This is a genomic window from Lentzea atacamensis (assembly GCF_003269295.1).
GTDB classification, from domain to species: domain Bacteria; phylum Actinomycetota; class Actinomycetes; order Mycobacteriales; family Pseudonocardiaceae; genus Lentzea; species Lentzea atacamensis.
Map to the genome: position 1 here is coordinate 19,943 of NZ_QLTT01000005.1, position 14,735 is coordinate 34,677.

Annotated in this window: 12 protein-coding genes; 5 read left to right on the plus strand and 7 right to left on the minus strand. The window is 69.4% G+C overall.

Going from position 1 to position 14,735, the window contains the following annotated elements; translation table 11 throughout:
* Positions 1 to 110: 110 nt before the first annotated feature.
* Both C8D87_RS22710 and C8D87_RS22715 read right to left on the minus strand, forming a co-directional pair.
* Entirely contained in the window at positions 111 to 1,280 is a 1,170-nt protein-coding gene (locus tag C8D87_RS22710; RefSeq protein WP_112228300.1) for a cytochrome P450, read from the minus strand.
* Between the two features lie 16 nt (positions 1,281 to 1,296).
* The gene (locus tag C8D87_RS22715; RefSeq protein ID WP_233440298.1) at positions 1,297 to 2,562 is read right to left on the minus strand and encodes a glutamate-5-semialdehyde dehydrogenase; all 1,266 of its coding nucleotides are present in this window, start codon (positions 2,560 to 2,562) and stop codon (positions 1,297 to 1,299) included.
* A 63-nt stretch (positions 2,563 to 2,625) separates the two neighbouring features.
* Here C8D87_RS22715 and C8D87_RS22720 point away from each other — a divergent pair, with 63 nt between their 5' ends.
* On the plus strand, positions 2,626 to 4,710 hold the full coding sequence (locus C8D87_RS22720; RefSeq protein ID WP_109642802.1) for a RecQ family ATP-dependent DNA helicase: 2,085 nt from the start codon (positions 2,626 to 2,628) through the stop codon (positions 4,708 to 4,710).
* A 946-nt stretch (positions 4,711 to 5,656) separates the two neighbouring features.
* Complete coding sequence (locus C8D87_RS22725) at positions 5,657 to 6,601, plus strand: PrsW family intramembrane metalloprotease (protein ID WP_109642804.1); 945 nt, start codon at positions 5,657 to 5,659, stop codon at positions 6,599 to 6,601.
* Here C8D87_RS22725 and C8D87_RS22730 read toward each other — a convergent pair.
* A complete protein-coding gene (locus C8D87_RS22730) occupies positions 6,598 to 8,820 on the minus strand; it encodes a choice-of-anchor P family protein (protein ID WP_112228301.1) in 2,223 nt (740 codons plus the stop codon). The two genes, C8D87_RS22725 and C8D87_RS22730, sit on opposite strands and share 4 nt — an antisense overlap.
* Before the next feature lie 150 nt (positions 8,821 to 8,970).
* On the opposite strand from C8D87_RS22730, the gene C8D87_RS22735 reads away from it, so the two are divergent.
* Positions 8,971 to 10,161 carry a cytochrome P450 gene (locus C8D87_RS22735; RefSeq protein ID WP_109642808.1) on the plus strand — a complete coding sequence of 397 codons (1,191 nt, stop codon included), beginning with the start codon at positions 8,971 to 8,973 and terminating at the stop codon, positions 10,159 to 10,161.
* Here C8D87_RS22735 and C8D87_RS22740 read toward each other — a convergent pair.
* Positions 10,139 to 10,549 carry an anthrone oxygenase family protein gene (locus C8D87_RS22740; protein ID WP_112228658.1) on the minus strand — a complete coding sequence of 137 codons (411 nt, stop codon included), beginning with the start codon at positions 10,547 to 10,549 and terminating at the stop codon, positions 10,139 to 10,141. The two genes, C8D87_RS22735 and C8D87_RS22740, sit on opposite strands and share 23 nt — an antisense overlap.
* 81 nt (positions 10,550 to 10,630) lie before the next feature.
* On the opposite strand from C8D87_RS22740, the gene C8D87_RS22745 reads away from it, so the two are divergent.
* Positions 10,631 to 11,533 carry an AraC family transcriptional regulator gene (locus C8D87_RS22745; RefSeq protein WP_112228302.1) on the plus strand — a complete coding sequence of 301 codons (903 nt, stop codon included), beginning with the start codon at positions 10,631 to 10,633 and terminating at the stop codon, positions 11,531 to 11,533.
* Here the strand turns inward: C8D87_RS22745 and C8D87_RS22750 are convergent.
* A complete protein-coding gene (locus C8D87_RS22750) occupies positions 11,515 to 11,898 on the minus strand; it encodes a VOC family protein (RefSeq protein ID WP_112228303.1) in 384 nt (127 codons plus the stop codon). The two genes, C8D87_RS22745 and C8D87_RS22750, sit on opposite strands and share 19 nt — an antisense overlap.
* Positions 11,899 to 11,967: 69 nt before the next feature.
* Here C8D87_RS22750 and C8D87_RS22755 point away from each other — a divergent pair, with 69 nt between their 5' ends.
* Positions 11,968 to 13,233 carry an MFS transporter gene (locus tag C8D87_RS22755; RefSeq protein ID WP_112228304.1) on the plus strand — a complete coding sequence of 422 codons (1,266 nt, stop codon included), beginning with the start codon at positions 11,968 to 11,970 and terminating at the stop codon, positions 13,231 to 13,233.
* On the opposite strand, the gene C8D87_RS22760 is transcribed toward C8D87_RS22755, so the two are convergent.
* Both C8D87_RS22760 and proB read right to left on the minus strand, forming a co-directional pair.
* On the minus strand, positions 13,196 to 13,594 hold the full coding sequence (locus tag C8D87_RS22760) for a VOC family protein (protein WP_112228305.1): 399 nt from the start codon (positions 13,592 to 13,594) through the stop codon (positions 13,196 to 13,198). The two genes, C8D87_RS22755 and C8D87_RS22760, sit on opposite strands and share 38 nt — an antisense overlap.
* A 10-nt stretch (positions 13,595 to 13,604) precedes the next feature.
* Positions 13,605 to 14,732: a glutamate 5-kinase gene (gene proB, locus C8D87_RS22765; RefSeq protein WP_112228306.1), complete on the minus strand. Its 1,128-nt coding sequence runs from the start codon at positions 14,730 to 14,732 to the stop codon at positions 13,605 to 13,607.
* Between the last annotated feature and the right edge of the window lie 3 nt (positions 14,733 to 14,735).

The following is a 14,735-nucleotide window of genomic DNA, read 5'->3' on the forward strand; positions in this document are numbered from 1 at the left end:
GCCCAGGGGGAGGACGGGCCGTACGGCGCGCGGCCCACCCCGAAGCAGAGCCGCGCACAGGAGGAACGCATCCGCCTCTCCCCCATTACGCGGCTCGGCCAAAATTTTTCTCACCAGGCGACGACGAGCTTCACAGGGCCCCTGACCAGCGAACCCTTGCGGAACTCGACCGGTTCCGCGAGCCGCAGACCAGGCATCCGGCGCAGCAACGTGCCCAGCGCGACCTGCAGCTCCATCCGCGCGAGCTGCGAGCCGAGGCAGAAGTGGATGCCGTGCCCGAACTGCAGGTGCTGGCCGACATCGCGGCTCAGGTCCAGTTCGTCGCTCTTCGGGTACACCGACTCGTCGCGGTTCGCCGACGACACGACCACGAGTACGGCGTCGCCTTCCTTCACGAGCGCGTTGCCGACCTGGACGTCCTCGGTGGCGATGCGCGTGAAGCCGGCACCACTACCCAATGGGATGAACCGCAGCAGCTCCTCGATCGCGTTCGGGAGCGTGTCCGGGTCTTCACGCAGGCGCTTCATGGCGTCCGGGTGCTCGAACAGGGTCACGACGCTGTTGGCGATCATGTTCGCCGTCGTCTCGTGGCCGGCGACGAGCAACGTGATGCCGAACCGGACGAGTTCGTCCTCGCTCAGCCGGTCGTCGTTGTCACGGGCTGCGACGAGTGCGCTCATCAGGTCGTCCGCGGGCTGTTGACGGCGTTTCGCGATGAGGCTGGTGAAGTAGGCGTGCAGCTTGAGCATGCCTTCCATGGCCTCTTCCGGCGTGTAGCCGCCGACCGTGGCCAGCACCTGGTTCGACCACATGCGGAAGTCGGCGCGGTCCTCGAACGGCACACCCAGCAGCTCGCAGATCACCGTGATCGGGAACGGCATGGTGAAGCCCTCGACAAGGTCGCCGGGGTTGTCCATGCGGTCGAGCAGGTCGTCGGTGATCTGCTGCGCGCGTGGACGCAGCTGCTCGATCCGCCGCACCGTGAACGCCTTGGACACCAGGCGTCGCATGCGTGCGTGGTCTTCGCCGTCGTGGGTGAGGATCGACCCACCGGGCGCGATGAGGGGCTGCATCCTCGGCACGTCCTGGTTGACCGTTCGCGCTCGGCTGAAGCGCGGGTCGCCTAGGACGAACTTCGTCTCTTCGTAGGACGTGACGAGCCAGCCCTCGCCGCCGTACGGGTACGTCACGCGCGTGACGGGCTCTTCACGCCGTAGACGTTCATAGGTCGGATCGAGGGCCAGGCCGTCGGTTTCGGAGAACGGGTAGGTGGGAGCCATGTCTCCGAAGGTAGAGCTACGCCTTCGGGCGCGTGTGACCTTCGCCCCAGACGACCCATTTAGAGGACGTCAGCTCGGATAGGCCCATCGGACCGCGGGCGTGCAGCTTCTGCGTGGAGATGCCGATCTCGGCGCCCATGCCGAACTCGGCACCGTCCGTGAACGCCGTGGAGGCGTTGACGAACACCGCCGCCGCGTCCACTCGCGTCGTGAACTTCCGTGCTGCCGCAACGTCGTTCGTCACGATGGCCTCGCTGTGGCCGGAGCCGTACGTCGCGATGTGCTGCACCGCTTCATCCAGCGAGCCGACGACCTTCGCGGAGATGTCGAGGCTCAGGTACTCGGTGCCCCAGTCGTCGTCGGTCGCCTTCTCGACGTTCGGCTGCTGCGCGAACTCGTCGTCGCCGTGGATGGTCACGCTCTCCTGCTGCAACGCCTTGGTGATGCGCGGGACGAACTCCTTCGCGACGTCCTTGTGCACCAGGAGCGACTCAGCCGCGTTGCACACGCTCGTGCGACGCGTCTTGGCGTTGAGGACGATGGCCTCGGCCATGTCGAGGTCGGCGTGCGCGTCCACGTAGACGTGGCAGTTGCCGACGCCGGTCTCGATCGTGGGAACCGTCGCCTGCTCCACCACGGCGTTGATCAAACCCGCGCCACCACGCGGAATCACCAGGTCGACCAGGCCGCGGGCGGTGATGAGGTGCGTGACGGACGCGCGGTCGTGACACGGCAGCAGCTGCACGCAATCGGCCGGCAAGTTCACGCTTTCGAGTGCATCGCGCAGGACTGCGACGAGCGTGGTGTTGGAGTGCTCGGCGGTCGAGGAGCCCCGCAGCAGCGCGGCGTTGCCCGACTTCAGCGCGAGACCGGCGGCGTCGACCGTGACGTTCGGGCGAGCCTCGTAGACCATGCCGACGACGCCCATCGGGACGCGGATCTGCTTGAGCTCCAGCCCGTTCGGGAGGATTCCGCCGTTGAGCACCTGGCCGACCGGATCGGCAAGTCCCGCAACGGTTTCCAGGCCCGTGGCCACGCCGTCGATGCGGGCTTCGGTGAGCGTGAGGCGGTCCAGGATGTTGTCTGGCAGGCCTGCCGCCCTGCCCGCTTCGAGGTCCTTCTTGTTGGCCTCGATGATCTCTGGCGCGCGCTGGCGGAGAGCGGCGGCCATCTCGTGCAGCGCGGCATCCTTGCGCTCACGGGTGGCGAGGACGAGTTCGTCGGCGGCGACGCGGGCGCGGCGGGCTGCTGCGTGCACCTGGTCGCGCAGGTCATCAGTCACGCTGCACAGCTTACGACCTGCGACAATCACAATTGTCAGACCCGCCTGGCAAGCTTGCTCCCCATGGACGACATCGCGTTGCGAGAGCTGGCCGAAGAACGGCTACGGGCACTGGCAGGCCCCGAGGCGGTGCTGCGCGAGGACCAGTGGACCGCGATCCACACCCTCGTGGCTCAGCGCCGCAGAGCTCTCGTCGTCCAGCGCACCGGCTGGGGCAAGTCGGCCGTGTACTTCATCGCGACGGCGTTGCTGCGCCAGCTCGGTGAGGGACCGACGGTCATCGTCTCGCCACTGCTCGCGTTGATGCGCAACCAGGTCGACGCGGCGGCACGGGCAGGCGTGCACGCGGTGACGATCAACTCGGCCAACACCGACGAGTGGGACGCCGTGCAGGAGCAGGTCGCGGCCGGCGACGTCGACGTGCTCCTGGTGAGTCCGGAACGGCTGAACAACCCCGACTTCCGCGACACCGTGCTGCCCTCGCTGACCGCTTCCGCGGGCATGCTCGTGGTCGACGAGGCGCACTGCATCTCGGACTGGGGCCACGACTTCCGGCCGGACTACCGCAGGCTGCGGACGTTGCTGACGGAGCTGCCACCGGGCGTGCCGGTGCTGGCGACGACGGCGACGGCCAACGACCGCGTGGTCCACGACGTCACCGAGCAGCTGGGGCTCGGCGCCGAGGAGGGCACGCTGGTCCTGCGCGGGCCGCTGGACCGCGACAGCCTGCGTCTTTCGGTCGCGCTGCTGCCGACCGCCGAGTCACGCCTCGGGTGGCTCGCGGAGCAGCTCGACCGGCTGCCGGGCTCCGGCATCATCTACACGCTCACGGTCGCGGCGGCGGACGACATCGCGGCGTTCCTGTCGTCACGCGGCTTCCCGGTGGCCGCGTACTCGGGCAAGACCGAGCCGGCCGAACGTGAACGCGCCGAAGAGGACCTGCTGAACAACCGGGTCAAAGCGCTCGTCGCCACCTCCGCACTGGGCATGGGTTTCGACAAGCCGGACCTGGGGTTCGTCGTGCACGTCGGCGCGCCGTCCTCGCCGATCGCCTACTACCAGCAGATCGGCCGGGCGGGCCGCGGCGTCGACCGTGCCGAGGTGATCCTGCTGCCGGGTCACGAGGATCGCGACATCTGGGCGTACTTCGCCTCGCTGGCGTTCCCGGCGGAGGTCGTGGTGCGCCAGGTGCTGTCCGCGCTGGCAGGCGCGAGCAAGCCGTTGTCGACGGCGGCGCTGGAGCCGATGGTCGAGCTGTCCCGGGGCAGGCTCGAGGTCGTGCTGAAGGTGCTGGACGTAGACGGCGCGGTCCGGCGGGTGCGCGGTGGCTGGGAAGCGACCGGGCGCCCGTGGGAGTACGACGGCGATCGGTACGCGCGCATCGCCGAGGCGCGCAGGGCCGAGCAGCAGGTGATGATCGACTACCTGCGGACGTCGTCGTGCCGGATGAAGTTCCTGCAGGACCAGCTGGACGACCCGCACGCGCGCGAGTGCGGTCGTTGCGACAACTGCACTGGCGAGCGGTTGTCGGTCGAGGTGTCGGAAACGGCGGCAGGCGCGGCCCGCGAACGCCTGCTGCGCCCCGGCCTGGACGTGGCGCCGCGCAAGATGTGGCCCACCGGCATGGCCGCGATCGGCGTGTCGTTGTCCGGCAAGATCCCGCCGTCGGAAATCGCGGCGACGGGCCGGGCACTGGGCCGGCTCACCGACATCGGCTGGGGCAACAGGCTCCGCGACCTGCTCGCCGACGGCACCGACCGCGAGATCCCCGAGGACGTCTTCGCGGCCTGCGTGAAGGTGCTGTCGGCGTGGGCCTGGGACGACCGCCCGGTCGGTGTGGTGACGGTCGGTTCCCGCAGGCGCCCGGCTCTGGTCGACAGCTTCGGCCAGCGCATCGCGTCCATCGGCAGGCTGCCGTTCCTCGGCACCGTGTGGCTCGGTGAGTCGACGCACCGAGCCAACAGCGCCCAGCGCCTGGCCGGCCTCGTGCGCTCCGGCGAGACACCGGATGTGTCCGGTGTGGATGGTCCGGTGCTGCTGGTGGACGACCACATCGACACCGGCTGGACGATGACGGTGGCGGCTCGGATGCTCAGGAAGGAGGGGGTGCCCGCGGTGCTGCCGTTCGCGCTGGCCGTGACGAACTGACGTACGCGCCTGAGCGACCGCGCATCCGCCCGCTAGACCGAGCGGGACAGCCGGGGCGGCGAACCGCGCCGCGGAGGCCAGACCAGAGTGAACCTGCTGGCAGGGTTCGGGCGAGCCCGGGGTGAGGCACTGCCACTCGGGTCCAACGGTCGGGCGTGCGTGCATCCGACACCAGGGCCCGACAGCACGCGCACGACCGGGGCAGCCAACCGCACGGCGGCGGCCAAGCCGGAACGAACCCGCAGGCACGCTCCGGCGGAACCCGGAAGCGAGGCGCTGAATTCGGGTTCAACGTGCGACCGACACAGGACTCCGGCAGCACGCGGAGCAACCGGGCGGCCACCGCGCCGAGAAGCTAGGCCGGAGTGAACCTGCCGGCAGGTTCGGGCGAGCCCGGAGGTGAGGCGCCGCCACCCGCGTCCAACAGTCGGACACCCGCGCATCCGACACCAGGGCCCGACAGCACGCGCACGACCGGGGCAGCCAACCGCACGGCGACGGCCAAGCCGGAACGAACCCGCAGGCACGCTCCGGCGGAACACCGAAGCAAGGCGCTGCATTCGGGTTCAACGGCTGGGCGACCGCGCAACGGCCGCTGAGCCCCGACAGCACGCGGCGCACCGAGCGGCCGATCACACGGCCATGGCCAAGCCGGAACGAACCCGCAGGCACGCTCCGGTGGAACCCGGAAGCGAGGCGCTGCCGCTCGCATCCAACGGTTCGGGGTGCACCCGACAGCACGCGGCACAACCGGCCCCGCCAGCCGCACGCCGCTGGCCAGGGTGGAGTGAACCCGCAGGCAGGTTCGAGCAAACCCGGAGGTGAGGCACTGCCACCCGCGCCCAACGGCTGAATGATCGCCGGAAGACCTGACACCTCGGTGCCGGGCCTGCCGAAGCACGACCCCGAGTTGTCGTGACTTCCGGCGAGCGAGAAACTCCACCACATGATCCCGCCTGGACCGGCCACGCCTCGCACACGCAGGTCGTGGTTGCGGATGTTCCTCGTCGGACTGGCGCTGTGGGTCGCGACGGTGGTGATCACCTACCTCACCGGCAACGCCAACCTGATTCCGACGATCGTGCTGCTGGGCAGTTTCCTGGTGCCGGCGACGTTCGTGGTGTGGGCGTTCGAGCACAGGCACTCCGGTGAGGTGACCGGGGAGCTCGTGTTCCGGACGTTCGCGGTCGGTGGTGTGCTGGGTGTGCTCGGGGCGTCGTTGCTGGAGACGTACCTGCTGCATCCGTCGCCGTGGTTGTTCGTGGGCGTCGGGCTGATCGAGGAAGCGGTCAAGCTCGGTGCGCTGGCGTTGCTCACGCGGCATCTGGTGCACAAGTCGACGCGGGACGGGCTGGTGCTCGGGGCCAGTGTCGGGTTCGGGTTCGCGGCGTTCGAGTCGGCCGGGTACGCGCTGATGGCGACGTTGACCGAGGACGGGCTGTCGTTGATGGACCTGGTCACGACGGAGCTGTTGCGAGGGTTCCTCGCGCCGTTCGGGCACGGGCTGTGGACGGCGATCCTGGGTGGGGTGTTGTTCTCGCGCAGTGTTCGCGAGCACTTCCTGCTCACCGGGCGGTTGCTTTGGGCGTACCTCGGGGTGTCGTTGCTGCACGCGCTGTGGGACTCGATGAACAGCATCGCCGTGGTGATCACGTTGGTGCTGACCGATCAGCCTTGGCAGGAGCAGGCGTTCGAGGCCGGTTACATGCCTCAGCCGACGCCTGTGCAGGTGCAGCTGTTCACGGTCTTCACGTGGCTCGGGCTGGCGTTGATCTCCGTGGTCGGGCTGCTCTGGCTGCTCAGCCTGGTGCGGGCGTCCCGGCGGGAGTTCGCGCCGGTGCGCGGCTATCCGCTGCGCACCGACGCGCGGTGGTGGCCGGGAGGCCGCTAGCAGTTGTGGATGCCTGAGGTTGCGGACGACACCACCAGGTCCACGCCGGGCAGGGTGATGTGGGCGCCGTTGACCTGGAGGCCGCCGGGCGCCGGCACCTGCTCGTTGATCACGATCTTGCCGCCGGGCAGCGGGATCGTGGTGTTGGGTGCGGTGCTGACGGTGATCGGGAGGCCGGCGACGGTCAGCGCGCCGATGGTGACGGTGCCGGTGGCGCCGGCGCAGGTGCTGCGGGAGGTGGCGACGACGTCTCGCAGCGCGATGATGCCGATGCCGACTTCCGCGACCGACGTGCGTGCGGTCGAGGTGCCGGGTGTCAGCGTTGTGACCACCGACGTGCACAGTGCGCGGGCGCCTACGGGCAGGTTCGCGACGCACGGTGGTGTGGTTGTTGTTGCGCGCGCGACGCGGACTTCGCCCGTGTCCGGTGTCGGTGCCACAGTCAGGCCGAGGGCGTTGCCCGAGAGGCCGAAGCCGCGGCCGGTCATGTGTTGCAGACCTGCCGTGGTGGACGTCTGGCTCGGCTCGTAGAACTGGTCGCCTGCGAAGGTGGCCGTCACGGGCACTGTTGCTGTCGGGTTGAGCGGTTGGTCCACGGACGCGATCGTGCACTCCGCGGTGCCTTGGGCGTCGGTCGTGTCCACACAGGACTGTTCGCCCAGGTTGAGCTGGACGGTGCGGGCGGCTACGGGTGTGCCGTCGTCCTCGGTCAGTTTGGCGGCCAGGCGGGCGGGTTCGGCGTTGGCCACGGTCGCGTCGCCGGTGTAGGTGAGTGCGGTTTCCTCTTTGGTGACCACGAAGTCGGCGCCGGTGTTCGACGGCAGCAGGCCCTTGCTGCCCGCGAACGCCGCGGTCAGCGGGTAGGCGCCCGCCGGCTCGTTCGGCGTGATCGAGCACGATGCCACGCCGGACGCGTTGGTGGTGCCGGTGCAGGTCTCGGTGTTGTTCAGGGTGAAGACCACCGGCTGGTCGCCTGCGGGTGCGCCGGTGCCGGTGAGGGTCAGGCGGGCGGAGACCGTTGCCGGGTCGTGGAAGTCACCGGTCAGCGCGCCGGTGTAGGTGAGCGTCGTCGGCTTGCGGGTCACCTCGAACTGGACCTGCGTGCTCGACGGGTGGTGCACCACGTCGCCGCCGTAGCCGATCGCCAACGAGTAGGTGCCCGCGTTCTCGTTCGGGGTGATCGAGCAGGAGGCGACGCCGTTGGCGTCGGTCGTGCCGACGCAGGTTTCGGTGGCGTTGAGGCGGAACACCAGTGCGGCGTTGGGCACCGGGGTGCCCGAGGTCGTGGCGGTGAGGCGGGCGGAGAGTGTCACCGGGTCGCCGGTGAAGCCGGAGGACGGGCCGGTGTAAGTGATCGTCGTGGACTCGACGAGGTAGCTGATGGTCACCGACGGCTCTTCGTCGGTCTCCTCTACGACGAAGTTCGAGACGCCGGCGCCCGCGCGGGCAGAGCCGTTGCCGCCGTCACCGCCGTCGACCGCGATGATCAGCGGGGTCGGCGCCTGGAAGCCGGACGCGCCGCCGCCACCGCCGTACCAGCCACCGCCGCCTCCTCCCCCGCCGCCACCGCCGGCGGTCGCGGGGTTGCCGGGTGCGCCGAGTCCGCCGAACCCGAAGGTGCCGGGGAGACCGGGGAAGCCGCCCGGTCCCGGGATGCCGGGCGTGCCGCCGGTGTTGTCGCCGCCGTTGCCTGCATTGGTTCCCGGAACACAGCCGATGGCGAAGCACCGGCCACCGCCGCCTCCGCCGCCGGGCGCGACGATCAGCCTGCTGCTGAGGCTGTCGCAGGGTGCGGCCGCCGAGCACAGCCGCACGTCGCTCGCCCCACCGCCGGCGCCGCCCGCGAACGGCGTGCCCAAGCCGCCGGGTGCGCCGCCGCCGAAGCCCGGCACGCCGCCGTTCTCGCCGTTTCCGTGGCCGCCGTTCTGGCCAACTGCGACCACCAGCTGCGTGACGCCGGATGGGATGGCGAGGTCCGAGGTGGCTCGGTAGCCACGTCTGCCGCTCGGGGCCGAGCCGTCGCCGCCGTCGCCGCCGCGTCCGCCGATGGCCACCACGCGCAGCTTCGTGACGCCTGCCGGGATCGTGTAGGTCTGTTCGCCGCCGGTCGGGTGGAACGTCCTGGTGACGAGGTGATCGGCGAGTGCCGGTGGTGCGAACACGACGCTCGCGCCCATCAGGCCGATGGTGAGCGCCGTCGCGAGCCTGGCTCGGGACATCCGGGGTGCCTTCCGTGCAGAGGGCCCCGACCCGGCGAAAGGATCCCGCAGCACAGTTCGGGACGGCACGAACTTCACCCGAACGCCAGAGGCAAAGAAGCCGAACGGACGCGCGGACGGCCCACTGGTGCGGTGTGGCACTGTTTGGCCATGACTCCGGACGTCGTGCGGTTCCGGCAGGCCGATCTTCTGTCCGCGCTGCACCGGCGGTTCGGGCCGGTCGTGCGGATGGGCCCGTACACCTACCTGCTCGGGCCGGAGGCGAACCAGTTCGTGTTCGCCAACTCCGAACTGTTCGAGGTGGAGCGGGCGTTCCAGGTGCTGGTGCCGGTGGACGGGCCCACGTCGTTGATCGTCAGTGACGGCGAGGACCACAAGCGACGGCGGCGGCTCGTGCAGCCCGCGTTGGTGCACCGGCAGATCGCCAACTACGTGCCGGTCATGCGGGCCAACGCCGAAGCGGCGCTCGACGCGTGGCGGCCCGGCGAGACTGTCGACGTCTACCAGGAGTTCCGGCGGGCGATCCGGCGCAGCACGATCCACGCGCTGTTCGGCGAGAAGCTGGCACAGGACGCGGACTTCTTCGGTGCGCACCTGCAGCTGCTGATCAACCTGGTCGACCGCAACCCCGCGGTGGTCACGTGGCTGCGGCGCACGAAGGCTCCGGCCTGGCGCAACGCGATGAGGGCCAGGAGAGCTGTCGACGCGCGGGTCTACCAGGCGATCGAGGAAGCGCGCCGGGGAGCGGCCGAGGACGACCACGTGCTCGCGTCGCTCGTGCGCGAGAAGGACGGGCTGAGCGACCTCGAGGTGCGCGACCAGGTCGTCACGCTGATCGCGGCCGGGTACGAGACGACCAGCGGCGCGATGGCGTGGGCGGTCTTCAACCTGTTGCGGCACAACGGGGTGTGGGAGCGCGCGCAGGAGGACGACGACTATCTGGCCAATGTCGTCAACGAGACGTTGCGGCTGTACCCACCGGCGGTGGTGTCGGCACGGGTTGCGGCGCAACCGTTCGAGTTCGCCGGGAAGAAGATCAAGCAGGGCACGTTTCTGCTGTACAGCCCGTACGTCACGCATCGGCTGGCCGAGGTGTGGCCGGATCCGCTGCGGTTCGACCCGGACCGGTGGGAGCGCAAGCCCGCGCCGCACGAGTTCCTGCCGTTCGGCGGCGGGCCACACCGGTGCATCGGCGCCGGGCTGGCCACGACGGAGCTGACCGTGATGCTGAAAGCGTTGCTGCAGCGGCCGAAACCGGAACTCCTGCCCCAGCGCATCACGCCCACGAGCGTCGCCGCGATGCGCCCCAAGCGCGGACTCAGAATCCGAGCAGCAGGATGATCGTCGCGGCGAGGCAGGCGACGGTGCGCACGTGGTTCCAGAGCGTCCACTTGCGCAGGTACTCGGGCCAGTAGGCGTCGTCGGTCCGTTCGAGGCGGTTGTTCATCGGGACGTTGACGAACATCGTCAGCAGAAAGCATCCGACGATATAGAGCAGGCCGCCGACGATCCTGCCCTGGAAGACCTCGATGCCGCACAGCACAGCGGTGCCGAGAAAAACCAGCAGGAACAACGGGTTCTGGATGCGGCCATTCATCCGGCGCATGGCACCGCGGGCGTGCTCGGCGGACAGGTCGGCGAGGCCGGGCATGACGGCCGTGGAGAAGGCGAAGAACACGCCGGCCATCAGGCCGGACATGGTGACTGCGATCAGCGTGGTTATCCCCATGACGTCCACTTTGTCGCGTCAACACCGGACTCTCAATGACAGTTCATCGCGCGCGCTTGCTCGTTCGTCCAGACTGGTGACATGACGGACGCGTTGGGCGAGGCGCTGCACCTGCTGAGGATGTCCGGCACCTTCTACTGCCGGAACGAACTCACCGAGCCGTGGGGGCTGACCATGCCCGACATGGAGGACTGCCTGTGGTTCCACGTGCTGACCAGCGGCCGGTGCGAGGTCGAGGTCGACGGCGCGGTCACGGTGCTCGAACCCGGGGACGTCCTCCTCGTGCCCGGCGGCCAGAGCCATCGGCTGTTCAGCGCTCAGGACGCGGCATCACCACTGGTCACAACGCTGCCGCACACGTTCGAAACCGACAACTACGCGATCCTCCGGTACGGCGACGGTGGCGCCGTCACGCACCTCGTGTGTGGTGCGGTCCGCTTCGACCACCCGGCGGCGAAGCACCTCATCACCGTGCTGCCGCACCTGCTGTACGTCCGGCAGGCCGACGACATGCGCGCCACGATCGACCTGATGGCCGCCGAGGCGCGGACCCTGCGCCCCGGCGGCGAAGCGGTGATCACCAGGCTCGCGGACGTGCTGGTGATCCAGACGATCCGCTCGTGGCTCGCCAACGACCCCGCCGCACGCACCGGCTGGCTGGGAGCCTTGCAGGACCAGCAGATCGGGCAGGCGCTCGCGCTGATCCACCGCGATCCCGCGCAGCCGTGGACCGTCGAACGCCTCGCGCACCAGACCGCGATGTCCCGGTCGGCGTTCGCGGCGCGGTTCACCGACCTGGTCGGCGAGCCGGCCATGCGGTACGTGACGCGGTGGCGCATGCACGTGGCGCTCAACCGGTTGCGGGACCGGGACAGCACGGTCAGCGAGATCGCGCGCGGGCTCGGCTACGAGTCGGAAGCGGCGTTCAGCCGGGCGTTCAAGCGGATCGTCGGAGTTTCCCCCGGTCAGGCGCGGGCGGGCTGAAGCAGGTCCCAGCGGTTGCCGTAGAGGTCCTCGAAGACGGCCACGCGGCCGTAGACCTCGTCGCGCGGCGTCTCCAGGAAGCGCACGCCGAACTCGGTCATGCGGGCGTGATCGCGGTCGAAGTCGTCGGTGTTGAGGAAGAACCCGACACGGCCGCCGGTCTGGTCACCGACGCGCGCCTTCTCCCCCTCCGACGAGGCCCGCGCCAGCAACAACGACGCTCCACCGCCTGCGGACACCACGACCCAGCGCTTGTCGCCCTGCGGCTCGTCTTCCACCAACGTGAACCCGAGACCGTCCACGTAGAAGCGGATCGCCTCGTCGTAGTCGCGGACCACCAACGTCACCAAACCAAGAGAACGCACGCACAGGAGTATCGACGAGCCAGTTGAGACGTTCACCCGAGGCACCCTCCTCTGTGAGAAAGTGCCCACATGGCGGTGACCACGGAAACTCATCGACTGCCCGTGCGCACTCTCGTCGCTTCGTCGGCGGGCAACGCTGTTGAGTGGTACGACTGGGGCATCTACACGGCGTTCAGCATCTACTTCGCCACCCAGATCTTCCCCGCGGGCAACGAGGCCGCCGCCCTGCTGAGCACCTTCGCCACGTTCGCGCTCGCCTTCTTCTTCCGACCGCTCGGCGGTTATCTGCTCGGCCGGTTCGCGGACCTCAAAGGCCGCCGCACCGCGATGCTGCTGACGATCGTGCTGATGTCCGGCGGTTCGGTCGTGATCGGTCTGCTGCCGACCTTCGAGCAGGTCGGCTGGCTCTCACCGGCTCTGCTGGTGCTCGCCCGCATCGCGCAGGGCATGGCGCTGGGCGGTGAGGTGTCCAACGCGTCGGCGTACCTCGCGGAGATCGCGCCCGCCGCACACCGCGGCCGCTACTCGTCGTTCTTCTACATCTCCACCGGTGCGGCGGTGCTGATCGCGTCGCTGCTCGGGTTCGTCCTGTCCCGCAACCTCGACAAGGCGGCGATGGCCTCCTACGGCTGGCGCGTGCCGTTCCTCATCGGCGGGGTGCTCGGTCTGATCGGGCTGTGGCTGCGGCGGGAGCTGAAGGAGACCGAGCAGTTCGAGGACAACAAGGCCAAGGCGGAGAGCCTGCGCAACCCGTTGATGATGACGCTCAAGGAACATCCGAAGGCGGTCGGTCAGCTCATCGGCGTCACGCTGCTCTCGACGCTGAGCTTCTACACGTTCTTCTCGGCGCTGACGCCGTTCGCGGTGAAGACCAAGGGCGCCAACGACATCGACGTGTTCCTGGCGCTGTCGATCGGCACCGTGGTGTTCATCGCGCTGCAGTACCCGATGGGCTGGCTGGCCGACCGCTACGGCCGCAAACCGCAGATGCTCGTGTGGGCCGGCGCGATGGCTTTGCTGGTCGTGCCGTTGTCGACGCTGGTGCGGCCGGGCCTGATCAACCTCGTGATCGTGTTCTGCGTCGGGCTCGGCCTCTACACGGCGATCACGTCGATCGCGCCCGCGATCATGAGTGAGCTGTTCCCCACCGAACTGCGCGGGCTCGGCATCGGCGCTTGGTACAACCTCACGGTCGCGCTGTTCGGCGGCACCGCGCCGCTGGTCATCCAGGCCGTCGGCGGCACGGTGTTCTTCTGGTACGTCGCCGTGGGCGCGGTGATCACGTTCCTGGTGATCCTCACGCTTCCGGAGACAAAGGGTGTTCCGTTGAGCTGAGGCAGAACTCGTTGCCCTCCGGGTCGGCCAGCACGAACCAGACGCCGTCACGGCTCACCACCGACGCGCCCAGGCCGACGAGCCGTGCCACCTCCGCCTCGACGTCGTCGCACCAGAGATCGACGTGCACGCGGTTCTTGACCGTCTTCGGCTCCGGCACGCGATTGAAGAAGAACCGCGGCGATCCATCGAGCAACACCGACGGGTCGTCCTCGGGATCGTCGATCCCCATGGCGCGCAACCGAGTCAGTTCCGCCTCGTCGTACGGCGCGATCTCGTGGTCGTCCAGTGCCTGCGCCCAGAACCGGGCGAGCGATGCTGGATGAGCGCAGTCGATCACAACGTCGTGCATCCGGGCCATGCGGCCGAGATTAGCGCTGCAGCGGCACCAGGTCATCGGCGTGCACGACCTCGCGACGCTGCTCCTCCGGCAGGTCGTGGGTCTTCCGGCCGATCAACGACGGCAGCTCGGCCGAGTCGTAGCCGACCACACCGCGCGCCACGGTCTCGCCCGCGTGGCTCACGAGCTCCACGACGTCGCCTGCCTCGAAGTCGCCGTCCACGCCCGTGATTCCCGCTGCCAGCAACGAACGGCGTCGGCCTACGACAGCGGCGACGGCGCCGTCGTCGAGGTGCAGGCGACCGTTCGCGTCGGTGGCGTAACCGAGCCAGAAGCGGCGTGCGGTGAGGCGCGAGCCCGTGGCTGCGAAGGCCGTGCCGACGTCTGCGGCGGACAACGCCCGGGACGCGTCGGAGGAACCCGCCAGCAACACCGGGATGCCGGCCGAGGAAGCGAGTCGTGCCGCTGCCAGTTTTGAGGCCATACCGCCGGTGCCGAGGCCGGACGCCCCGGCGGTGCCGGCCTGCACACCGTCCACATCGGACGCTCCAGCCACCTCGGAGATCCGCACCGCACCGGGCTTGCGCGGGTCGCCGGAGTAGAGAGCGTCGACATCGGACAGCAGGAACAACGCGTCGGCACCGACCAGGTGAGCCACCAGGGCGGCGAGACGGTCGTTGTCACCGAAGCGGATCTCGTCGGTGGCGACGGTGTCGTTCTCGTTCACGACCGGGACCGCACCCAGGGCCAGCAGACGCGAGAACGTGCGCTGGGCGTTGCGGTAGTGGGCGCGGCGCACCACGTCGTCGGCAGTCAGCAGGACCTGGCCGACGGTCAGGGAGTAGCGGCCGAACGAGTTCGCGTAGGCGTGCGCCAGGGTCAGCTGGCCGACGCTCGCCGCGGCCTGCTGAGTGGCGAGGTCGCGCGGGCGGCGGGACAGCTTCAACGGCGCCAGGCCGGCGGCGATCGCACCGGACGAGACCAGCACGACCTGGCTGCCCGCGGCGCAGCGGGCGGCCAGGGCGTCGACCAGGGCGTCGAGGCGCGCCGGGTCGAGGCCACCTTCCGCTGTGGTCAAAGAAGAAGAACCGACCTTCACCACGATGCGGTTCGCCGAAGCGACTGCGCGCCGCGCTTGTGAGACCGCGGGGGCCGTCACGGG